At 71.6% G+C, this 21,871-nt stretch carries 17 protein-coding genes and 2 pseudogenes; 9 read left to right on the forward strand and 10 right to left on the reverse strand.

The features are described from left to right. Window positions 1-24: 24 nt before the first annotated feature. From ABT078_RS15865 to ABT078_RS15875, 3 genes and pseudogenes are all read right to left on the reverse strand, one after another. The gene (locus ABT078_RS15865; RefSeq protein WP_351227931.1) at window positions 25-534 is read right to left on the reverse strand and encodes a hypothetical protein; all 510 of its coding nucleotides are present in this window, start codon (window positions 532-534) and stop codon (window positions 25-27) included. A gap of 159 nt (window positions 535-693) precedes the next feature. Continuing rightward, a complete protein-coding gene (locus ABT078_RS15870) occupies window positions 694-1,407 on the reverse strand; it encodes an HNH endonuclease family protein (protein ID WP_351227933.1) in 714 nt (237 codons plus the stop codon). A gap of 183 nt (window positions 1,408-1,590) precedes the next feature. Then, window positions 1,591-2,049: pseudogene (locus ABT078_RS15875) on the reverse strand (HNH endonuclease family protein); the annotation flags it as partial. Window positions 2,050-2,262: 213 nt separating this feature from the next. Here ABT078_RS15875 and ABT078_RS15880 point away from each other — a divergent pair. Both ABT078_RS15880 and ABT078_RS15885 read left to right on the forward strand, forming a co-directional pair. Beyond that, window positions 2,263-2,394, forward strand: coding sequence for a hypothetical protein (locus tag ABT078_RS15880; RefSeq protein ID WP_351227935.1), 132 nt, complete (start codon window positions 2,263-2,265; stop codon window positions 2,392-2,394). An 8-nt stretch (window positions 2,395-2,402) separates the two neighbouring features. After that, on the forward strand, window positions 2,403-2,693 hold the full coding sequence (locus tag ABT078_RS15885) for a hypothetical protein (RefSeq protein WP_351227937.1): 291 nt from the start codon (window positions 2,403-2,405) through the stop codon (window positions 2,691-2,693). Here the strand turns inward: ABT078_RS15885 and ABT078_RS15890 are convergent. Further along, on the reverse strand, window positions 2,646-3,512 hold the full coding sequence (locus ABT078_RS15890) for an SCO6745 family protein (protein WP_351227939.1): 867 nt from the start codon (window positions 3,510-3,512) through the stop codon (window positions 2,646-2,648). The two genes, ABT078_RS15885 and ABT078_RS15890, sit on opposite strands and share 48 nt — an antisense overlap. Before the next feature lie 99 nt (window positions 3,513-3,611). On the opposite strand from ABT078_RS15890, the gene ABT078_RS15895 reads away from it, so the two are divergent. Next, entirely contained in the window at window positions 3,612-4,199 is a 588-nt protein-coding gene (locus ABT078_RS15895; protein WP_351227941.1) for a TetR/AcrR family transcriptional regulator, read from the forward strand. A gap of 32 nt (window positions 4,200-4,231) precedes the next feature. Further along, a pseudogene (locus ABT078_RS15900) lies at window positions 4,232-4,537 on the forward strand (DUF6191 domain-containing protein); the annotation flags it as partial. 58 nt (window positions 4,538-4,595) lie between these two features. Here the strand turns inward: ABT078_RS15900 and mfd are convergent. From mfd to ABT078_RS15915, 3 genes are all read right to left on the reverse strand, one after another. Next, window positions 4,596-8,126, reverse strand: coding sequence for a transcription-repair coupling factor (gene mfd, locus ABT078_RS15905; protein WP_351227943.1), 3,531 nt, complete (start codon window positions 8,124-8,126; stop codon window positions 4,596-4,598). 201 nt (window positions 8,127-8,327) lie between these two features. After that, window positions 8,328-10,901, reverse strand: coding sequence for an ABC transporter permease (locus ABT078_RS15910; RefSeq protein ID WP_351227945.1), 2,574 nt, complete (start codon window positions 10,899-10,901; stop codon window positions 8,328-8,330). Continuing rightward, window positions 10,898-11,686: an ABC transporter ATP-binding protein gene (locus ABT078_RS15915; RefSeq protein ID WP_351227947.1), complete on the reverse strand. Its 789-nt coding sequence runs from the start codon at window positions 11,684-11,686 to the stop codon at window positions 10,898-10,900. Before ABT078_RS15915 ends, ABT078_RS15910 begins: the two co-directional genes overlap by 4 nt. A 488-nt stretch (window positions 11,687-12,174) precedes the next feature. On the opposite strand from ABT078_RS15915, the gene ABT078_RS15920 reads away from it, so the two are divergent. The 3 genes from ABT078_RS15920 to ABT078_RS15930 all read left to right on the forward strand — a co-directional run bounded on the left by ABT078_RS15920 (window position 12,175) and on the right by ABT078_RS15930 (window position 16,076). Then, window positions 12,175-13,755 (forward strand): MFS transporter, encoded by a 1,581-nt coding sequence (locus ABT078_RS15920; RefSeq protein ID WP_351227949.1) that lies wholly within the window; start codon window positions 12,175-12,177, stop codon window positions 13,753-13,755. A gap of 180 nt (window positions 13,756-13,935) precedes the next feature. Next, entirely contained in the window at window positions 13,936-14,469 is a 534-nt protein-coding gene (locus ABT078_RS15925; RefSeq protein WP_351227951.1) for a DUF485 domain-containing protein, read from the forward strand. Continuing rightward, complete coding sequence (locus ABT078_RS15930; RefSeq protein ID WP_351227953.1) at window positions 14,466-16,076, forward strand: sodium/solute symporter; 1,611 nt, start codon at window positions 14,466-14,468, stop codon at window positions 16,074-16,076. Before ABT078_RS15925 ends, ABT078_RS15930 begins: the two co-directional genes overlap by 4 nt. 418 nt (window positions 16,077-16,494) lie before the next feature. On the opposite strand, the gene ABT078_RS15935 is transcribed toward ABT078_RS15930, so the two are convergent. Then, the gene (locus tag ABT078_RS15935) at window positions 16,495-19,035 is read right to left on the reverse strand and encodes an SUKH-4 family immunity protein (RefSeq protein ID WP_351227979.1); all 2,541 of its coding nucleotides are present in this window, start codon (window positions 19,033-19,035) and stop codon (window positions 16,495-16,497) included. A gap of 8 nt (window positions 19,036-19,043) precedes the next feature. Further along, window positions 19,044-20,051, reverse strand: a complete 1,008-nt coding sequence (locus ABT078_RS15940) for an SMI1/KNR4 family protein (protein WP_351227955.1) — start codon at window positions 20,049-20,051, stop codon at window positions 19,044-19,046. A gap of 275 nt (window positions 20,052-20,326) precedes the next feature. Between ABT078_RS15940 and ABT078_RS15945 the strand changes: the two genes are divergently transcribed. Then, entirely contained in the window at window positions 20,327-20,833 is a 507-nt protein-coding gene (locus tag ABT078_RS15945; protein ID WP_351227957.1) for a YwqJ-related putative deaminase, read from the forward strand. Between the two features lie 7 nt (window positions 20,834-20,840). Then, window positions 20,841-21,329, forward strand: a complete 489-nt coding sequence (locus tag ABT078_RS15950) for an SUKH-3 domain-containing protein (protein ID WP_351227959.1) — start codon at window positions 20,841-20,843, stop codon at window positions 21,327-21,329. A 30-nt stretch (window positions 21,330-21,359) separates the two neighbouring features. Here the strand turns inward: ABT078_RS15950 and ABT078_RS15955 are convergent. Next, the coding region (locus tag ABT078_RS15955) for a sensor histidine kinase (protein WP_351227961.1) at window positions 21,360-21,871 on the reverse strand (512 nt) is incomplete at its 5' end.

Genomic DNA, 21,871 nt, shown 5'->3' on the forward strand with positions numbered 1-21,871 from the left:
TGTCGATAATCCGTCGGTCGACTGTCAGCCCTTCGGCTCTCCCCCTGGCCGCTTGCTCAGGAACTGCTCCGCGGCCTCGAGCGCTTCCCTGTTGAGTTCCTCGATGGAGACACCCCAGCTCTCCTCCCAGCCGTCCAAATTGTGCGCGCAGTGGACGAGTGGTTCGAGTTCTTCGGGATAGTCGAGGTCGTAGGCGATGTCCGCCCAGATGAGATGCGTGCCTGCGGCAGGATCGATGGATCCGTCGGCGATCTGACCAGCGATCCAGTGGGCCATGGCCCACTTTGCGGCCGTGGGGTCGGCAGGCGGGCGGAAGAGCAATCCCAGCTCCTCCAGCACGAGGTCGAAAAGCTCCGGGGCTTCGGGCTCTTCGCTCCGCAGGAGGCCTGCCAACATGGCGAGCGAGGGACTCTCGATCCCTGCGATCAGTGCTTCCAACCCGGCCTGGATTAGCCGGTCAGACCCAACATGCCTACCGAACGCCCTCTCGCGCGCGATATGGCTCAGCTGCTTAAGGGCGTCGTCTTGGGTCATTTTGGGCTTCTTTGCCGACGGTTGGGACAGCACCCTTGCACGGCCGCCACCGCTTTCGCCATCGAGTTTCCAAGCGTCCGGCTGGCGATCAGGACGTGAAGGTGCGCTTCCGCTGGCGGCCGAAGTTCGCACGGCCGTCCATCTGGCGCCTTGGGATGCTCAGGCGCCACACTGCTTGAGCATTACACTCTTGTCCGCCGCCGTCACAGAGAGCTCGTACTTCTCCGCCACCTGCGCGAAGCGAACCGCATACGAGCAGCGAATCGCCTTGCTGGGGGGCAGCCAGGACGCCGGACCTGAGTCCCGCTTGGCGGAGTTCGTGGATCCCGAGACCGGCAGCAGATTCAGCACGTCGTTGGCCAAGCGCTGCCGCTTCGGCCTGTCCCAGCGGGCAGCGCCCATCTGCCAGGCGTACGACAGCGGCACCACGTGGTCGACCTGCACCTCGGTGGCCTTCGCCTTCTTCCAGGCGATGTCCTTGCCCGTATACGGGTCGTGCAACGTCATCGACACGACCACGCAGTCCGAACCGGTACGGAACCTGACCTCTTGACCAGCGAGTTTCAGCAAGTCGTTCCGCGTGTCGCAGCCGTTCCGCGCCAGCGGCACGCCGTCCGCCGTGTCCATCCAGGCATAGCCGAACTCATCACGGGCGTACCCCGTCTTCGGACCCCGCCCCTTGGTGGACAGCTTGGAGATCAGCCCACGCGCCGCCGCCACGTCCTCATCGGAGGAGATCGCGGCCAGCCCCGGCTTCGTTCCGTCCGGATTGACCAAGGGGCTGGCTCCCTGCCCACCTGAGGCCGATGAGCCCTCGCCCGATGAGCCGCTCTCGCCGGACAGACCGCTTCCCGTGCAGCCCGCGAGCGCCACGCCGAGAACCAGTACGGCGGCGACGGCACGCCCCCGCGCAGCCCGGATCGCACGTCCCGTCACTTCCGTCCCCCTGCGTCGGCCATCCGGCGAGAGACCGCCTCGTGTGAGACACCACCCGGTCGCTCGACTACCCCGCCCCTGAGACACATCACCGTGAGACATCTACACCGCCAACATAAGATCGTTCGCGAAGGCCTGCCGCCGGTCGCGGTCCCATTTCTGCGCGCCCTTCTGCCAGGCGTCGGAGAGTGCGACCACATGGTCGATGTCGACCTTGCTGCGGCCGCGTTCGTACACCACGGACTTTCCGGTGTACGGGTCGCCGGTGAGCGTGCCGGAGGTCACCTTGCAGTGGCCGTCCTTGAAGGTGACGTCCTCGAGGTCGCGTTTCAGTATGTCGTCGCGGGTCCCGCAGCCGTTGTCGTCGGTGTCCGCCCAGGCCGGTCCGAACTCCTCGCGTTCGTAACCGGTTCTGGGTGCCCGGCCCTTGACGGTGAGGGACTCCACGGCGGCGAGCGCGGAGCCGGGTGCTCCGGCGGGGGCATCACCGTCGTCGCCGGGGTGCGGTGTGCAGGCGGTGAGGAGGGCGAAGGAGAGGGCTGCGACGGCAGCCGCGCGCGATATGAGACGAGGAGTCACGCCCGCATCCTAGGTCGCCATACTCCCCTTCCTGAGGGTTCGCCCCGGCGGCTTGGAGGAGCAGCCATGACCTAGTTCACTGTGGTCCCCGTCCCGGCGGAGTCCGATACCGGACGTCGAGAACGCGTTCCAGGGAGCCGCGGACACACGGGAGGCGGCGCGCGGTCTTCCCAGCGGCTCGCTGGTCAGGATCGTCCCGGGTTCGGCCTGCAGGTGACCACGCCGGTCGGCGTGCTGGTGCGCTCGCTCAAGGAGTCCGTGCGGCAGGCCCTCGCGCGGCCGTTCACCAACCCGGCCTTCTGGGAGCAGGCCGAGCGTGCGCTCGCCGGTGCCTTCACGGCCTGAACGGGCAGATGGGCACGCCGCATCTGACGTTCCGTGATGAGGGCGCGGAGAGTACGAGATACACGTACAACCTGTTGTTCGTTGCTGGAGGACGAGGGACCGGGGACCGTGCGTACGTCACCGCCTTCTGTCTCGATGTGACGTTCGCGCTGGGCAGGGAGCGGGTGGGCGCCCTGACGCTCGAGGACACGGCTTCCCACGCGATCCGGCTCGACGCGATCACCGTACGCGTCCCCGTGCGGCAGGAGTTGTCAGACCTTTCCGATGCCCAGTGTGGTCTCGCGGGGCAGCAGGCCTGAGCCGAGCACCTCCAGCCAGAGGGGGCCGAGGAGTTCGGCGAGCCGGCCGGTGTCCTCGGCTCCGAGGGCCTGCCAGGGGGCGGCGGCCAGTTCGTCGGTGCGGCGCTCGACCTCGGTGCGCAGGGCACGGCCCGCGTCGGTGGCCGCGCCCTCGGCGTCCAGCAGTCCGCGGACGGAGAGCCGGTCGCGTGCGGCTGCCCACTCGTCCTCGCTCCAGCCGCGGCTCGTGAAGACCTGCGCGGGAGCCGCCCCGATCCCGGCGAACGACACCAGGGCCTCCACGGGGTCCAGTCCGGCGGCCAGCAGGGCGGCGAGGTGGCCGTCGCCGCGGTGCTCGCGCAGGACCGTGGCGGCCTGCCAGAGCACCAGGTGCGGCTCGTCGGGCCACGGCAGCGCGGCGTTGGCGGCGGCGAGCGGGCGGCCCTCGGTGTTCACGGCATCGGCGGCGCGTCGGGCGAGTGCGGCGGCCTCGGCGAGCTCAGGGCCGGCGGTCCGCTCGCCGATGAGCGCGCGGTACGCCCGGTCGACGCCGCGCGTCCGGGCCACCAGCACCTTGGCGGGCGCGGCGACGTCCCAGGCGGCGGGGATGTGCTCGGCGACCATGCGCGGGCTGAAGCTGTAGAACGCGGAGGCCACCTGGCGGGCGCCGGGTGTCCCGAGGGGCGCGGCGCGCCAGGCGAAGTAGCCGGGCCAGCGCTCGGCGGTGTCGAAGCCGAGGGCCCCGGCCTCGTCGAAGACCTCGGGTGCGTAATAGAGGACGGCGTGCAGGGGCTCCAGGAGGTGCCACATCTGACGTACGCGTCCGTTGTCGATGCCCATGACGTCCCTCTCTTCGCGACCACATCAATCTTGTCGTTGACTAGATTGCGCCCGACGCCTGAACTTGTCAATGCCTAGATTGGGCGTAACCTGCTGACCATGACCACCGAGCGCACGTACCACCACGGCGACCTGCGGCGCGCTGTCCTCACCGCGGCTCTCGACGTCATTGCCGCGGAGGGCCCCTCGGCCCTCTCGTTGCGCGATCTGGCCCGCCGCGCGGGCGTCTCGCACGCCGCTCCCGCGCACCACTTCAAGGACCGCGCCGGGCTCCTCACCGCGATCGCGGCCGAGGGTCACGCACTCCTGGCGGCCGCCCTCACCGAGGCGTCGGACCTGCGCGACCTGGGCGTGCGGTACGTGCGCTTCGCACTGGCGCACCCGGCGCACTTCCAGGTGATGTTCCGCCCGGAGCTGCTGCGCGCCGACGACCCGGAGCTCGTCGCGGCCAGACGGCGGACGCGGGACCTGCTCCGCACGGCGGTGGCCGCGCGAGCGGGCGGCGGAGCCGGGGCGGACGACAGCGGGACCGGTTTCATGGCGGCCTGGTCGCTGGCCCACGGCTTTGCGACGCTGCTGCTCACACACAACCTGGACGGTCCGCTGGACGGGCGGGACCCGGAGAAGGTCTTCCGCTCCCTCGCGGGGGAGTTGTTCCGTCCTGCCGGGAACTCCCCGGCGGGCTGAGCCGTACGAACGGGCAGAAGGGAGCGACGCGCATGCAGTTCGTGGTGTTCATGACACTGCCGGGCCTGGTCATCCTGCTGACGGCGCTGGCCGTCGTCGACCAGCTCGCGCTGCGGGCCGGCCGCTCCGGCCTCCTCCCGTGGCGCAACGCGGCCCGCCAGGGCCAGATCTCGGCCACCGGCTTCGAGCAGCTCCATGCGAGCTTCTCCCCCGGCAAGCAGTCCGAGCTAAAGGAGCGCCGGACCGCTCTGCTCCTCCGCCACGACGCCCCGGACGCCGCACCCCCGCGCTCCAGGGTCGACCTCACCGGGGGCACGGCGGTGATCCGCGTCCCCCGGTCGGCCGTGCGCGGCCGCTGGGGCCCGTCTTCCGGATGCGGCCCTGGGACCCCCGGGATCAGGACCCCAGGATCGTCGTCAGGAACTCGCCCGTCCACGCCAGCAGTTCCCGGCCCACCACCGGCTTGCCGCCGATCTTGCCGGTCGTCGGGCGCGGCACCAGGATCTGGTGGACCGCCGGCTTGATCACCGTGCGGGGGTAGAGCCGCTTCAGGCGCAGTTCCTGCGACTCGCGCAGCTCCACCGGCGCGAAGCGGATGTTCGGCCCCTGGAGCACCATCTCGCCGACGCCGCAGGCCCGGGCCAGCATGCGCAGGCCTGCCACGAGGAGCAGGTTCTCCACGGGCTCCGGGAGCTTGCCGTAGCGGTCGGTGAGCTCCTCGCGGACGGCCTTGATGTCGTCCTCCGAGCTGGCGGAGGCGATCGCCCGGTACGCCTGGAGCCGCAGCCGCTCGCCCGGCGCGTAGTCGTGCGGGACGTGCGCGTCGACCGGGAGCTCGATCTTGACCTCGAGCGGGGGCTCCTCCTCGACACCGCCCTCCAGCGAGGCGCGGTAGTCGGCGACCGCCTCGCCCACCATGCGCACGTACAGGTCGAAGCCGACGCCCGCGATATGACCGGACTGCTCACCGCCGAGCAGATTGCCCGCGCCGCGGATCTCCAGGTCCTTCATCGCCACGTACATGCCCGCGCCCATCTCGGTGTGCTGGGCGATCGTCGCGAGCCGCTCGTGCGCGGTCTCGGTCAGCGGCTTCTCCGGCGGGTAGAGGAAGTACGCGTAACCCCGCTCCCGGCCACGGCCCACCCGGCCGCGCAGCTGGTGCAGCTGAGAGAGACCGAAGTTGTCGCCGCGCTCGACGATCAGGGTGTTCGCGTTGGAGATGTCGATGCCGGACTCGACGATCGTCGTCGAGACGAGCACGTCGTACTTCTTCTCCCAGAAGTCGACGACGACCTGCTCCAGCGTGCCCTCGCTCATCTGCCCGTGGGCGGTGGCGATCCGGGCCTCCGGCACGATGTCGCGGAGCCGCGCCGCCGCCCGGTCGATCGACTCGACGCGGTTGTGGATGTAGAAGACCTGGCCCTCGCGCAGCAGTTCACGGCGGATGGCGGCGCCGATCTGCTTCTCCTCGTACGGGCCGACGAAGGTCAGCACCGGGTGCCGCTCCTCCGGCGGGGTCGTGATCGTCGACATCTCGCGGATGCCGGTGACCGCCATCTCCAGCGTCCGCGGGATCGGGGTCGCGGACATCGTCAGCACGTCGACATTGGCGCGGAGCTTCTTCAGCTGCTCCTTGTGCTCGACGCCGAACCGCTGCTCCTCGTCCACGACGACCAGGCCCAGGTCCTTGAACTTGGTCTCGGACGAGAAGAGCCGGTGCGTGCCGATGACGACGTCGACCGAGCCGTCCCGCAGCCCCTCCAGGGTCGCCTTCGCCTCCCCGTCGGACTGGAAGCGGGACAACGCCCGCGTCACCACCGGGAACTGGGAGTACCGCTCGGAGAACGTCCCGAAGTGCTGCTGAACCAGCAGAGTCGTCGGCACGAGCACCGCGACCTGCTTGCCGTCCTGGACGGCCTTGAAGGCGGCCCTCACGGCGATCTCGGTCTTCCCGTATCCGACGTCGCCGCAGATCAGGCGGTCCATGGGGATCGACTTCTCCATGTCCTCCTTCACCTCGGCGATGGTGGACAGCTGGTCGGGCGTCTCGACGTACGCGAACGCGTCCTCCAGCTCCCGCTGCCACGGGGTGTCCGTGCCGAAGGCGTGGCCGGGGGCCGCCATCCGCGCGCTGTAGAGCTTGATCAGGTCCGCGGCGATCTCCTTGACCGCCTTCTTCGCGCGGGCCTTGGTCTTCGTCCAGTCCGCGCCGCCCAGCCGGTGCAGGGTCGGGGCCTCGCCGCCGACGTACTTGGTGACCTGTTCCAGCTGGTCGGTCGGGATGTAGAGCCGGTCGCCGGGCTGGCCGCGCTTGGCGGGGGCGTACTCGACGAGCAGATACTCACGGGTCGCGCCCTGGACGGTGCGCTGCACCATTTCGATGTAGCGGCCGACGCCGTGCTGCTCGTGGACGATGTAGTCGCCGACCTCCAGCGTCAGCGGGTCGATCTGCTTGCGGCGGCGGGTCGGCATCCGCGTGCCGTCCTTGCCGGCGGCCTTCTGGCCGGACAGGTCGGTCTCGGTGAGGACGGCGATCTTGAGGCCGGGATCGACGAAGCCGTACTCGATGGAGCCCGTGGCGACATGGACGACGGACGGGGAGATCTCGCCGAGGTCCGCCTCGAGCCGGGCGGCGATGCCTTCGCCGCCGAGGACCTCGACGGTGCGGGCCGCGGGGCCGTGGGCCTCGGTCACGAAGACCGTGCGCCAGCCGTCGGCGAGCCAGCCCTTGGTGTCGGCGAGGGCGCGGGCCGTGTCGCCGCGGTACGTCTCGGGGGCGTGCATACCGAGCTTGAGCGTGTCCGCGTCCAGCTCCTCGTCGGCGGCGAACGGCGACACCGACCACCACATCATCCCGAGCTCGCGCGCCCGGTCCCGGACGTCCGCGATGCCCCACAGCGAGGCCGCGCCGACGTCGATCGGGGCCTCGCCGCCGCCCGCGGTGGCCGCCCAGGACGCCTGCAGGAACTCCTGCGAGGTCGCCACCAGGTCCGCGGCCCGCGTCCGGACCCGCTCCGGATCGCACACCACGGCCATCGAGCCCGACGGAAGGACGTCGAGCATCAGCTCCATGTCGTCGACGAGGACCGGGGCGAGCGACTCCATGCCCTCGACGGCGATGCCCTCGGCGATCTTGCCGAGCAGTTCGCCGAGCTCCGGGTGGGCCTCGGCGAGGGCCGCGGCCCGCTGCCTCACGTCGTCCGTCAGCAGCAGCTCACGGCAGGGCGGTGCCCACAGCCCGTGCTCGGCGATCTCCAGCGAGCGCTGGTCGGCGACCTTGAAGTAACGGATCTCCTCGACGTCGTCGCCCCAGAACTCGATCCGGAGCGGATGCTCCTCGGTAGGCGGGAAGACGTCGAGGATGCCGCCGCGCACGGCGAACTCGCCACGCTTCTCGACCAGCTCCACCCGGGAGTACGCGGCCGCCGCGAGCCCTTCCACGATCTCTTCGAGGTCGGCGGTTCCGCCGCTGCGCAGCGCCACCGGCTCCAGGTCGCCGAGACCCTTGACCTGCGGCTGCAGCACGGACCGTACGGGCGCGACGACGACACTGACGGGACCCGCGGCCGGGTCGTCCGGCGACGGGTGCGCGAGGCGGCGCAGCACCGCGAGGCGGCGGCCGACGGTGTCGGAGCGGGGCGAGAGCCGCTCGTGCGGGAGGGTCTCCCAGGACGGGTACTCGACGACGGTGTCCGGGTCGAGCAGGGAGCGCAGCGCCGCGGCCAGGTCCTCGGCCTCCCGCCCGGTGGCGGTCACGGCCAGCACCGGCCGCCCCGCATCGCGGGCCAGGGCCGCCACCGCGAAGGGCCGCGCGGCCGGCGGCCCGACCAGGTCGACATGGTGCCGGTGACCGTCACCGGCGGCCTTCACCGCTTCGGCGAGCGCCGGGTCACGTACAACGGCGTCGAGCAGACCGTGCAGACTCATGAAGAGGTTCCGTCCGGGATCCAGGAGAGTGCGGGCAACGCGAACCGCCCGACACGTCTGGGGTCCCCCATGTCGAAGACCAGGGGCGGGCCGGGGGTTCCCAGCGTAAACCCCGCGAGACGGCTCCGGCCCGGTGAGCGTGGAGGACGCTCACCGGGCCGGAGCCGTCATCCTACGGAACCGCTCCGCAGGCTTCCGTGACTACTCCGTGGCGATCGCGTTCAGGACGTTCATCCTGCCCGCCCTGAAGGCAGGGACGAGCGCCGCGAACAGACCCACGAACGCCGAGGCCACGAAGACCGTCAGGATCGTCGGCCACGGGATCTCCAGGACCCCGAGCCCCTCCAGGGCCAGCAGCTTCTGGGCCGCCGTGCCCCAGCCCATGCCCAGGCCGAGGCCGAGCAGGGCGCCGAAGAGGGCGATGACCACCGACTCCAGTCGGATCATGCGGCGCAGCTGGCGGCGGGAGAGGCCGATGGCGCGCATGAGACCGATCTCCCGGGTCCGCTCGACCACCGACAGGGCCAGGGTGTTCACCACGCCCAGCACCGCGACGATGATCGCGAGGGCGAGCAGACCGTAGACGATGTTCAGAAGCTGTCCGACCTGGTCCTTCAGGTTCTTCTTGAAGTCGGTCTGGTTCTGGACCTCGTACTGCGGATAGGGGGCGAGCGACTTCTTGAGCACCTCGTACGCCTCCGCCGCCTTGCCCTCCTCCGCCTTGGCGAACATGATCAGGTTCTTCGGCATCTTCTCGGCGGGCACGTACTGCGCGGCGGTCGTGATGTTCGTGTACTTCGCGCCCTTGTCGATGTTGCCGTCGTCCGAGGTGATGGCCGCGACCTTCAGCTTCGCCGTCCCACCGCCCGTGAAGGCGACCGTGATCGTGTCGCCCACCTTCACGCCGTGCTCCTCGGCGTAGGTGTCGCCGACCGACATGGCGTTCTTCCCGTACGCCGCCGACAGCTCGCCCGCGACGGTCTCGCGCCGCAGGTCCTGCGCATACGTCGGGTCCGCGGCGACGATCTCCTCGTCCTCGGTGGTGCCGTCCGGGGCGGTGAGTTTCGTCCTGACGGCCTTGTACTCGGTGACGTGGGCGATGCCCGGCGCCCTCTCCATGGCCTGCTGCGCCTGGGGCATGATCGGCTGGCCGTTGGACGCACTGACGATGAAGTCGGCTCCGACGGACTTGTCGAGCTCCTCCGTGGCCGAGGCGACCATGGACGAGCCGACGACCGACAGGCAGGCGACGAGCGCGAGACCGATCATCAGGGCCGCGGCGGTGGCGCCCGTGCGGCGCGGGTTGCGCAGCGCGTTGCGCTCGGCCATCCGTCCGACCGGGCCGAAGATCCGCAGCACCACCGCGCCGAGGACGCGGACCACGCCGCCCGCCAGGAGCGGGCCGACCACGATGAAGCCGATGAGGCTGAGGACGACCCCGAGCCCGAGCCACAGCGAGCCCACGGTCGCCTCGTCGGCCCGGGTCGCGGCCCACAGTGCCGAGCCTCCGGCGCCGGTGAGGACCACGCCGAGGATGCCGCGCACCAGACCGGCCCTGCCGTCCGCCGGGGTGCCCGCGTCGCGCAGTGCGGCCATCGGGGAGACCTTGCCGGCCCGCCGGGCGGGGATGTACGCGGCCAGGACGGTGACGACGATGCCGAGGGTGAGGCCGACGGCCGGGGTCGTCCACTTCACGGTCAGGTCCTCGGTGGAGAGGTTCATGCCCATCGAGGACATGAGCTCCATCAGCCCGATCGCCAGGCCGACTCCGGCGCCGACACCGGCGACGGACCCGATGACGCCGAGCAGCAGCGCCTCGACCAGGACCGAGCGGTTGACCTGCCTGCGGCTCGACCCGATGGCCCGCATCAGGCCGATCTCGCGGGTCCGCTGGGCGACCAGCATCGAGAAGGTGTTGACGATGAGGAAGATGCCGACGAGGAAGGCGATTCCGGCGAAGCCGAGCATCGCGTACTTCATCACGTCGAGGAAGCCGCTGACGTCCTCGCGGCCGGCGTCCGCCGCCTCCTGCTGGGTCTGGAACCTGTACGGCCCGTCGGCGACCGCGGCGACGTTCCTCTTCAGCTGCGCGTGGCTGACGCCGGGCTCGGCAGTGACGGCGACATGCGTGAACTCGCCGGTCCTTCCGAGAAGTTGACGCTGGGCGGTGGCGGTGTCGAAGTACACGACGGCCGCGCCCGGGTTGGTGACCTTGAAGGAGGCGATACCGGAGATCTTCGCGGTGAAGTCACCGGTGACGGCGATCGTGCGCAGCTCGTCCCCGATCTTGAGCCCGTGCTTCTCGGCGGTGTCGGCGTCGACCACCACCTCGGTGGGGCCGCGCGGGGCGTGCCCGGAGGTGATCTCCATCGAACGCAGGTCGTTCTGCGTCCAGTTGCCGGCGATCGTCGGGGCGCCGTTGCTGGAGCCCATGTTCTTGTCGTCCGCGTTGACGACGGTGACGCTCATGGAGACGACCGCGCCCTCGGCGGACCGCACGCCGTCCGCCTTCTCCACCGTCGCGACGAGCGATGCGGGCAGCGATTCGGGCCGGCCCGTCTGCGGCATCTCGTCGTCGACGGCGGCGGTCTTCGGGCTGACGGTGACATCGGCCGCGGTGGCGGCGAAGAGCTTGTCGAAGGTGGTGTTCATGGTGTCGGTGAAGACGAGCGTGCCGGACACGAACGCCACCGACAGCAGGACGGCGACGGCGGAGAGCGCCATGCGTCCCTTGTGGGCGAAGAAGTTGCGCAGGGAGGTCTTGAGCACGGTCACGACGTCCGTCCCCGGGCGTCGAAGTCCTTCATACGGTCCAAAACCTGGTCGGCCGTGGGGTTGAACATCTCGTCGACGATCCGGCCGTCGGCGAGGTAGAGCACGCGGTCCGCGTAGGAGGCCGCCACCGGGTCGTGGGTGACCATGACGATGGTCTGGCCGAGCTCGTCGACGGAGCGGCGAAGGAAGCCCAGCACCTCGGCCCCGGCGCGGGAGTCCAGGTTTCCGGTCGGCTCGTCGCCGAAGATGATCTCGGGGCGGGCGGCCAGGGCACGGGCCACGGCGACCCGCTGCTGCTGACCGCCGGAGAGCTGGGCGGGCCGGTGCTTGAGACGGTCCGCGAGACCGACGGTCTCCACCACCCGGTTCAGCCAGGCCGCTTCCGGCTTGCGGCCCGCGATGTCCATCGGCAGCGTGATGTTCTCGAGGGCGTTCAGCGTGGGCAGCAGGTTGAACGCCTGGAAGATGAAGCCGATCCGGTCCCGGCGCAGCTGCGTGAGTTTCTTGTCCTTGAGCCCGGTGATCTCCGTGTCGTCGATGTGGATCTCGCCGGAGGTCACCGTGTCGAGCCCGGCCAGGCAGTGCATCAGGGTGGATTTTCCGGAGCCCGACGGACCCATGATCGCGGTGAACCGACCGCGCATGATGTCCACGTCGACGTGGTCGAGCGCGACGACCCGCGTTTCGCCGGAGCCGTAGGCCTTGACGACCTGTCGGGCTCGCGCGGCGACGGCCGTACGCCCTCCGGTGCCCCCGTGTGCGGGGATGGTCACAGCCGTTGTCACGGTATGTCTCCTCAGTCGGTGAAGGGAAAAGCCGAAGCGCCGCGTGCCGTACGAGTCTCGCGGGAGGCGGGTCAGCGGCACGATGGGGCTGAGCACCCTCTTGAGCGGGGGTTTTCCCCACCCCGTGTCGCCCCCTGCGCCGCCCGGGCACCCGTAGGACCAAGGTAAGGAGCACGCCCCGCCCCTCTCGTCCTCCGGCGGGACGACCAGCCCCTGGCCGGTAGTAAGGAGGAACCCCTAGGGGTATCCACCCTCCGGCCGATCCGTACCCGGAGAGGCCGCCCCCTCCCGTCGCGTGAGCTGCAAGTGAGAAGGTGTTCCGCGGAGATACGTGCATAGGGAAGGGATCTTGGATGGACGGGGGCGGCACCGACGCCGGCGGAGGCAGTACCCACGCCGGCGACGGCGATCCGGGCGCACACCGCAGCGGCACGGGCACAGGCACAGGTGGGAGTACTGGTGCGGGTGACGGTGGCTCAGGCGCGGACATGAGGGACAAGGCGACGCCGACGAGGCCGGCCGACCCCGCGACCCGCACCCCCGCCACCGGCACCGCGGCGCCACCACGCACCGCGGCGTCCCCACGCACGGCCACCGCCCGCCGCGGCCGGGTCGTCGCCGCCCTGATGCTCGGCATGGCACTGGCGGCCCTCGACGGCACGATCGTCTCGACCGCGGTCCCGCAGATCGTCGGCGACCTGGGAGGCTTCTCGGTCTTCTCCTGGCTGTTCTCCGGCTATCTGCTCGCCGTGACCGTCACCCTCCCCGTCTACGGGAAGCTCTCCGACACCTTCGGCCGCAAGCCCGTCCTGATCGCGGGCATCGCCCTCTTCCTGGTCGGATCCCTCCTGTGCGCGGGCGCCTGGAACATGGCCTCGCTCATCGCCTTCCGCGTCGTCCAGGGTCTCGGTGGCGGTGCGCTCCAGGGCACGATCCAGACGATCGCCGCCGACCTGTACCCGCTCGACGAGCGTCCCAAGATCGTGGCGAAACTGTCCACGGTGTGGGCGGTGTCGGCGGTCGCGGGTCCGGCGGTGGGCGGTCTGCTCGCCGCGTACGCCGACTGGCGCTGGATCTTCCTGATCAATCTGCCGGTGGGCGCGGTCGCGCTGTGGCTGGCCGCCCGCCATCTGACCGAGCCGGCGCGGAAGGCGCGGGAACAGGGTCCGCGACCCCGCGTCGACTGGCCGGGCGCACTCGCCGTCTTCGTCACCGGGGCGCTCCTGCTGACCGCCCTCGTCCAGGGCGGGGTGGCCTGGCCCTGGCTCTCCGCACCCTCCCTCGGCCTCTTCGCGGGCGCCGCGGCGGGCGCGGCCGTGACCGTCGTCGTCGAACGACGGGCGGCCGAGCCCGTCATCCCCGGCTGGGTGTGGCGGCGGCGCACCATCGCCGCGGTCAACCTGGCGCTGGGCGCGCTCGGCCTGCTGATGGTCGCGCCGACCGTCTTCCTGCCCACGTACGCCCAGTCGGTCCTCGGACTCGGCCCGATCGCCGCCGGGTTCGTGCTGTCCGTGATGACGCTCAGCTGGCCGGTGAGCGCGGCGTACGCGAACCGCGTCTACAGCCGCATCGGGTTCCGCAACACCGCGATCATCGGCATCGGCGCGGCGACGCTGATCATGCTGGCGTTCCCGCTGCTGCTCCCGTACCCGGGCGAGCCGTGGCAGCCCGCGCTCATCATGCTGCTGCTCGGCGCAGCCCTCGGGTTCTTCCAGCTGCCGCTGATCGTCGGCGTCCAGTCGACCGTGCCCTGGGCCGAGCGCGGCACGACGACCGCGTCGGTGCTGTTCTGCCGCCAGGTGGGCCAGAGCGTCGGCGCGGCCCTGTTCGGTGCGCTCGCCAACGCGGTGCTCGCCGCACGGCTCGGCGGCTCCGGCGACCTCGACTCGGTGGCGCGCTCCCTCGCCGGTGACGGCTCCGGACCCGCTGAACATCTACGGCAGGCCGTGGCGACGGCGGTGGACTACGTGTACGTGGGGGCCGCGGGTGCGGGCGCGCTGGCGCTGCTGGTGCTGGTGTTCCTGGCGCCGCGGAAGTTCCCCGTGATCATGGAGAAGCCCGAGGCCTGAGCCTGGGCCTTCCTCCTGAGGACCGGGCTGCGCGACCGCACGCCAGGCCGGTGCGGGGGCGTGACCCGACCGTTGCGGAAATGACATACCTTCCGGTCGGTAACCCCCTTACGCCGATCCTCTACCGACAAGTAACGTTCGCGCTTCCCCCAGCCTGCGAGGGCCGCAAGGAGCCGCACCATGTCGTACGACCACGTGTTCCCGGAACCGTCCCACTCCGCCCAGCACCCCTGGCACACGCCCCCACCGCCGGTGCCGCCATCGGCCGCACACGGCCTCGCCTACGGCGCCGCCCACCACCTCGCAGGCGACGGGGCCCACGAACGCGCCGAAGACGGCGACCTGCCCAGGCTCCGCTCCGGCTATCGCAGACTCCGCCGCGTCGCGACCCTCACCGCGCTCGGCTATTTCACCCTCTTCCTCGTCCTCTCCGGCTACGCCCCCGGGCTGATGACCGGCGAACTGAGCGGCGGCCTCACCACGGGACTGTTCCTGGGGCTCTGCCAGCTGCCCGTGACACTCGCCGCGATCGCGCTCTACGAGCGGATCGCACGCCGGCGGGTCGACCCGCTCGCCACGGCCATCCGGCTCCGCGCCGAAGAGGCCGCCGAGGCGGCGGTGGCTGTGGCCGCCGCCCGCCAGGTCCGTCAGAACCGTCACGGCCGCCCCGGCGCCTCCGCGTGGCAGCGGCCGACGGGAGGCATGCGCGCATGACCGGCTTCAACTCCGACGCCCAGACCATGTCCTTCGTCGCGTTCATCGCCGTCATCACGGTCACGCTGCTGCTGTGCGTGATGACCGGACCCGACCGTGACGACCTCGGCGAGTTCTACACCGGCTACCGCTCCCTCTCCCCCGTGCAGAGCGGTCTGGCCATCTCCGGCGACTACATCTCCGCAGCAACCGTGCTCGGCACCATCGGCATCGTCTCGCTCGTCGGCTACGACGGGCTCGTGCTCTCCCTGAGCACCGTGCTCTCGCTGGTCCTCATGATGTTCCTGCTCGCCGAACCACTGCGGAACGCGGGCCGGTTCACCATGGGCGACGTCCTCACCCGCCGCACCCCCGGACCGGCCGTCCGGATCACCGCGTGTGCGGTCACCCTGACCGCACTGCTGCCGCTGGTGATCTTCCAGCTCTCCGGCGCGGGCGATCTCCTCGCCTTCGTCCTCGGCTTCGACGCGGACGGCTTCAAGACCGGCTCCATCGTCTTCCTCGGCATCCTGATGATCGCCTACGCCGCGATCGGCGGCATGAAGGGCACCGCCTTCATCCAGATCGTCAAGACCGTCGTCCTGCTCGCCGCGGCCACCCTCATCGCCGTACTCGTCCTCGAGCGGTTCGACTTCAGCCTGCCCACGCTGCTGGACGCGGCCGCCCAGGGCAGCGGGGCGGGGGACGCGTACCTCGCCTCCGGCCTGCAGTTCGGAGGCGACGACCTCGACATGATCAGCGCCGAGCTGACGGTGGTGCTCGGGGCGGCGGTGCTGCCGCACATCACCATGCGCATGTTCAGCGCGCGGAGCGCGACCGCGGTACGTCGCTCAATGTCATGGGCGGTCTCGACCGTCGTCGTCATGTGCCTGCTGTTCGCCGTGATCGGCTTCGGCGCGTCGGCGATCATCGGGCACGAGCGGATCGTCGCGGGCGACCCGCAGGGCGAGACGGCGTTCCTCGGGGTCACCCAGGCACTGCTCGGCGCGGACGCCACCATGTTCGAGTCGTTGCTGTTCACCGTCGTGGCGACCGCGGTCTTCCTCACCCTGCTCGCGTCGGTCGCCGGGATCACGCTCGCCTGCGCCAACACCCTCGCGCACGACCTGATCGCACACGGACTGCGCAGGACCCGCCTGGAGCACTCGACGGAGATGGCCGTCGCCCGGGGCGCCGCGCTGGGAGTCGGCCTCATCGCGATCCTCTCCGCGGTCATGGTCCGTGACTGGAACGGCCAGTTGATGATCACCCTCTCCTTCTGCATCGGCGCCTCGGCCGTTGCCCCGGCCCTCGTCTACAGCCTCTTCTGGCGCCGCTACACCCGCACGGGTCTGCTCAGCACGCTCATCACGGGCGCGGTCAGCGCGCTCGTCCTGATGACGGGCAGCAAGCTGGTCTCCGGGTCCCCGCAGTCGGTCTTCCCCGAACACGACTTCAACTGGTTCCCGTTCACGACCACGGGCCTCGTCTCCGTCCCGCTGGGCTTCCTGGCCGGCTGGCTGGGGTCGATCCTGTCCGCCCGCGACGCCGCGTCCCAGCGCGAGGGCTACGAGTCGGTCGAGCCGACGATCCTCGCGGGTGCGCCTGCGCCGCCGCGGGGGGCGTGACCGGGGCCCCGCCCCGACGCCCGCACCTCGATCGCCGGGGGGCTCCTTCCGGGCCCGCCCGGCGATCGGGGACGGCAGGGAACGGACCCCAGGACCTACGGACAGTGCAGGTCACGGCCGGGTTCCTCCCCTCCCCGCCCTTTCCGAACCGGGGTTGCGCCCCGACCCCGTTTCAGGAATCCGCCCCGGACCCCGCTCCTCGATCGCGGGCCGTACGAGGGCCGGTGCCTGCGCCTCGCGCGACAGAGCCGCGCATCGGCACCGCCAGGAAGGGCGGGGAGAGGCGACGGCCCGCCGCAGGCGATGGCCGCCCCGTGGCCGGGGCGGCCGTGGACGTGGACGCCGGGAGCCCCCCGCAGGAAAGGCGCCCGGCCTGCAACGCGCAGGCCGGGCGCCCCTTTCCGTGCGAAGGGCCGGGCTACAGCAGCCCGTCCCACATCTGCTCCAGCAGCACCGACCACCAGCTCTCCGGCGACGACAGCGCCGCCGGGTCGAGGGCGGCGAGCTGCGCCTGGAAGTCGACCGTCCAGCGGCCCGCCTGTTCCGGGTTGAGGCCGAAGCGCAGGCGCCACATCCGCCCGAGCAGGGCGAGGCAGCGCGTGAACTCCGGGAGGCCGCTGTTCACGAACTGCGGCGCCACCGGCTGACCGCCCGGGCCGCCCTCGACCGGGACCGCCACGATGTGGGCCGTGCCGTACTGCACGCAGATCGCCTTGCCGAAGTCGCTGCCCACAACCAGGTACGAGCCCGCGTCGGACGCCGGCTGCACCTGCCGCTGCGCGGCCAGCTCCCCCAGCGTCGGCACCACCGGCTGGGCCGGCTGCGCCCAGAAGAACGGGCCGAAGTCGGCCGGCAGACCCGCCCACACCAGCGTGCGCGCCACGATCTCCGGCACACCCTGGCGGGACACCGCCCGCTGGTCGAAACGGCAGATGCCCTGCGGCCCGAAGGAGCCCACCAGCTCCTGCGCGATCCCCTCCGGGGGAATCGGCGGGGCGGGCTGGACGGGCGGCAGCGGCGCACGCACCGGCGCGGGGCGCGCCGGGCCGTCCGCGACCTGGTGCAACTCGCCCTGATGGGTGAGCAGTTGCTGCATCCCGCCCTGCCGGCTGGCGTGGTCCTTGCCGTACGGGGCGATGTTCGTGATCCGTGCCTGCGGCCATGTCTCCCGGATCATTCGGGCGCAGTAGCCTCCGGGGAGTTCGCAGGACTCCAGCTCGGTGTGCAGCTCCAGCACCTGGTCGTTGGGCACGTTCATCCCGCGCAGCTCATGGAAGATCTGCCACTCCGGGTGCGGGGTGCCCGGCGCCGAGCGGCGGATGAGCTGCTGCTCCGAGCCGTCGGGCGCGCGGTAGCGCAGCACGGCCTGGTAGCCGGGACCGACCATCGGCATGCCGGCGGGCGGCTGCTGCGGATAGCCGTACGCGGGAGGCTGCGGCTGCGGCGGCCCCGGTACGGGACCGTGGACACCCGGAGCCTGCGGGGCCTGCGGCGGTGGCACCTGCCCGGGACCGGCCAGCATCGTGGCGGCGTGGTGGACACCGCCCGTGGGGGTCCCCCCGGCGGAGCCAGGGGGAGTACCCGGAGCGCCCGGGGCTCCGGGCGGGCCCGGAGGCTGCGGTGCGCCGGGGCCGCCCTGGTTCGGGCCCGGGTTCGCCAGCATCGTCGCGGCGTGGTGGACACCGCCCGGAGGGGTGCCCGGGACACCCGGAGCAGCGGGCGGGGCCGGAGGCTCCGCCCCCGGACCTCCCTGGCCCGGGTTCGCGAGCACGGCCGCCGCGTGATGCGGCGGGCCCGGCGGAGCGGGCTGCTGCGGCCCGTCCGGGCCGAGTTGCGAGACCATCTGGGTCGGTACGTAACCGCCCGCCGGAGTGCCGGGCGCACCCGGAACACCCGGCCTCGCACCGGGCACACCGGGCGGGGCGGGCGGCGGCGGGGTCGTCGGGCCGCTCCCGCGCGAAGCACGCGGAGGCGCCACGGCCTTGCTGGTCGCGGCGTCGGCGATGTCGCCGGCGCCCGGCCGGCCGGGCGCGGCGGGAGCAGCGGGGGCGGGCGGTTGCGGCCCGCCGGCCTGCGGTCGGCCCGGCTGCGGGTCGATCGCCGGCGCCACGGCGGTCGGCGGCAGCCGGCTGCCGCCCGACATCAACGCGGTCGGGGCATCCGCGCCCACCGACGGCGGCGGTGTGTCGTCGTCGTCCGCCCCGGACAGCGGCGGCGCGAACACCGTTGCCGGAAGCGGCACGGAGCCCTCCCCCGACTCGGCGTTCGTGTCGGTACCGGCCCAGGGAATGGCCCCACCGGGCAGACCCGGTGCGGGCGTCGCGGGCACACCGTCCGACGCGGTGGGCTCGTGGTCCCCACCACCGGTGACCGGCCACGCATCACCACCGACATGCGAACCACGCCCACCGGTCGAGCCGCCGGGCGCGCCCTGCGACCAGCCGGCGCCCGAATCGGGCTGCCCTGCACCGGATCCGTGCGCGGCACCTGCCGAAGCGGAGGCACCTGCGCCCACGGCCGGGGCGCCACCCGGCGCACCGCCGCCCGACGCACCAGCGCCCGCACCGGAACCCGTGCGCTGGTCCGGAATCCCCAACTTGTCCGCCGCGTCCTGCAGCCACTCCGGCGGGCTCAGCAGGAACGACGTCTGGTTCAGGTCGATCCGCTGAGGCGGCGTCGCGGCCGGCGCCGCCGCATCCGGAGTGCCGTACTCCTCCTCGTACCGGCGGATCACCTCACCCACCGGCAGCCCCGGCCAGAGCGTGGCCTCCCCGCTGTCCCGGGCGATCACCAGCCGCTGCCGGCCGCCGTCCGAGGTCGGCCCGTCAGGGCGGTCCTCCGCCCACACGACGAAGCCCAGCTCGAACTCCCGTACCCGCACCTCACGGTGCTGATACGCGGGCACGTCACCGTTGACCCACTCTTCCGCGCGCTCCTGCGCCTGCGCGAACGTCACCATCGAGAAGCTCACTCCCCCACCGGAACGGCGCGCGCGAAGCCGCCGTCCACCATCAGGTTCGCCACCGTCTCCAGCTCCGGCGGATTGCCCGCGAGGCGCGACAGAAACGCGTCGAAGTCCTCACCACAGGGCAGCAGCAGCTGCTCCACCCGCTCGTTCACCGACCAGCCGTCGCGGTCACGCGCGTCGTCGTACGCGCAGAACCACACCGAACCGACGCCGCTGCCACGCACCTTCACCGCGAGCAACCCGCCCTGGACGAAACCGACACCGAGAAAGTCCTTGGTCAGATGGTCCCGCAGGCACTTGTTCACGTACACCAGGTCGTTGACCGCCGCCTCCTCGCGCACCGTGAAGAACGGCTGGTCGATCAGCAGCCCCAACTCCGCGTCCAGCGCCGCCCCTGCCGGCGCGCATCCTCCGGCCGCCTTCAGGAAGGAGCGGTACGCGCCCGGCAGGCGGTACCCCAGGTCCTCCTCCACGCCCAGCAGTTGCTGCTCGCTCACCGACACCGCCCCCTTGGGCAGGCCGAAGTGCGCGGGCCGGGTCTCCTGCAGCGGACGCGTACCGCGCTTGGCATGGTCGACCGCGGCCGTCGCCACCCCGGCGTGATGCCGCAACAGCGCCTTCACCTCGACCGGCACCAGCTCCAGCCGGCGCCCGCCCGCGACGTGGTGCCACGTCCAGCCGTGCGGCGTCGCCACCGCCGGGATCGTGTCCCACAGCTCATGCCCGGTGGCGGCCAGCGCGGCGTTCGCCGACACATAGTCGGTGAGCCGCAGTTCGTCGACACCGAAACCCTCCGGAGGCTCGGCGATCTCCGCGGCGGCACGGGCATACGGCGAGAAGTCCGGATAGCCGTGTTCGTCCACCCGCACCCCCATGGGATGCCGAGAGGCCCGGACCGGGTCCGGGAAGTGCACGACCTGCCCGGCGTAGGCCGCGTTCGGTGGCGCGGCTTGTCCCCCGGCCCGGGGGCCGGGAGGTGCCCCCAGCCCTTGCCGACCTGTCGTCATGGCGGTAGCCCCCTGCTGCGTCTGGCTGATTCACCACAGCCTATGCGGTGGCGCAACAGGCGCCACCGCCCCCGTACCGCCCCGGGCGCACCCGTTCCGCTTCCGTAACGAACCGTCACCTCCGCGTGACCCTCGGCCGAAACGCAACCGACACAGGCACACGTTTCAGTCACCCCGCTTCCACACCAGGCGTCCTATTTGGCAGTCTGTCCCTTCAACTCGGGGGGCGTGCACAGCGGCGGTCGGCGCCGCGGGCACGGGAGGGACACAGCACGATGCACACGGCACCATCAGGCACGACCGGCGATCCCCGGCTCAGCTGGAGCAGCACGGAGACCGAGGGCCATGCGCCCACGCCGCGCTTCCGGCGCGACGGGATCCTGCCAACCGTCGCGGCAGCACTCTCCGTACGCGGCGAGACCCTCACCTGCACCGCAGGCAAGGCCGACCAGTCACCCGTGCTCCACCCCCTCGTCCAGGACTACCTCGACACCCTCACCAGCGGCCAGCGGGAACGGTTCACCGGCCGCTGCGCCGAGGCGATCCTGCTCTCCCGCCACCTCACGTCGACGGACACCGCCCGCTCCAAACGAGCCCAGCGCAAACCCCTCACCCACGGCGAAGCCCGCCGCTCCCTCAAGCACTCCAAACTCACCGCCCGCCGCATCCGAGAGGACGGTGACCCCCTGCACGGCAGCTACGCCGCCCCCTGCCGCTCCTGTACAGCGATGCTCGCCCACTTCGGCGTACACACCGTCGACCCGACGACCCAGAACGGCTGACCGGACCGTGAACGAGCACCACACCACACGCTTCGCCGTCGCCGTCGACGCCGCACTGCGCGAGGCCGGCTGGCAGCCCGGCCGCTGGGACATCAAACAGGCCGAACACTGGGCCGACACCCTGCGCGCCCACGAATCCCCCGGCGGCCACCGCCACGCCGTCTTCCCCGCCGCAGTCGAGGCCTGGGCCGAGTTCGGCGCCCTCCGGATCACCCCCCAGGGACCCGGCCGGGAGATCGCCCCGGCGAGCCTCCACCTCGACCCCCTCGCCGGCCTCCACCTGGCCCGCACCCTCGGAGACCTCGGCCGCGCTCTCGACACCGAGCTCACCCCGCTGGGCGAGGAGGGAGACGCACAGGCGGTCCTGGCCATCGACACCAAAGGCCGCGTCTACAGCCTCGACCACACCGGCGACTGGTACCTCGGACCGGACGTCGACCAGGCTCTCTCCACCCTCGTCACGGGCAGCCGGCCGACCCGCCTGGCAACAGACTGAGCGGCACCGCCGGGCAGGCGGCGACCAGACCTACGCAGCAGCCGGCACAACCGCCGACACCCGGAAACCACCCGCATCCGTCGGCCCCGCCACAAAGACACCACCGAGCGCGGAGACCCGCTCCCGCATGCCCACCAGACCGTTGCCCCCGCTCGGGAGATCCGCGTCCGACGCGCCCCGCTCCGAAGGACCGTTCTCCACCTGCATCGCGATCTCGGCGCCACGATGCGCGACACGCACCCACGCCTTGGCACCCGCGGCATGCTTGTGGACGTTCGTCAGCGCCTCCTGGACCACCCGGTACGCCGTCTGCTCGACCTCCGGCCGGTACACCCGCGCCTCACCCTGCACCATCAGCTCGACGACCATCCCCGCCTGCCGGGACTGCTCCACCAGCAGCTCCAGGTCCGCCAGCGACGGCCCGTCCTCCGCGGCCGCCGCGGCCGCGGCCGCCGCAGCCACCCCGACCGCGGCCAGCGGCCCCGCCTGTCGTATTCGCCGATCGAGATCTGGAGGACCCGCGTGTCGTCGGGACGGTCGAT

This window comes from Streptomyces sp. NPDC002133 (genome assembly GCF_040296405.1).
In the GTDB taxonomy this organism is placed as follows: Bacteria; Actinomycetota; Actinomycetes; order Streptomycetales; family Streptomycetaceae; genus Streptomyces.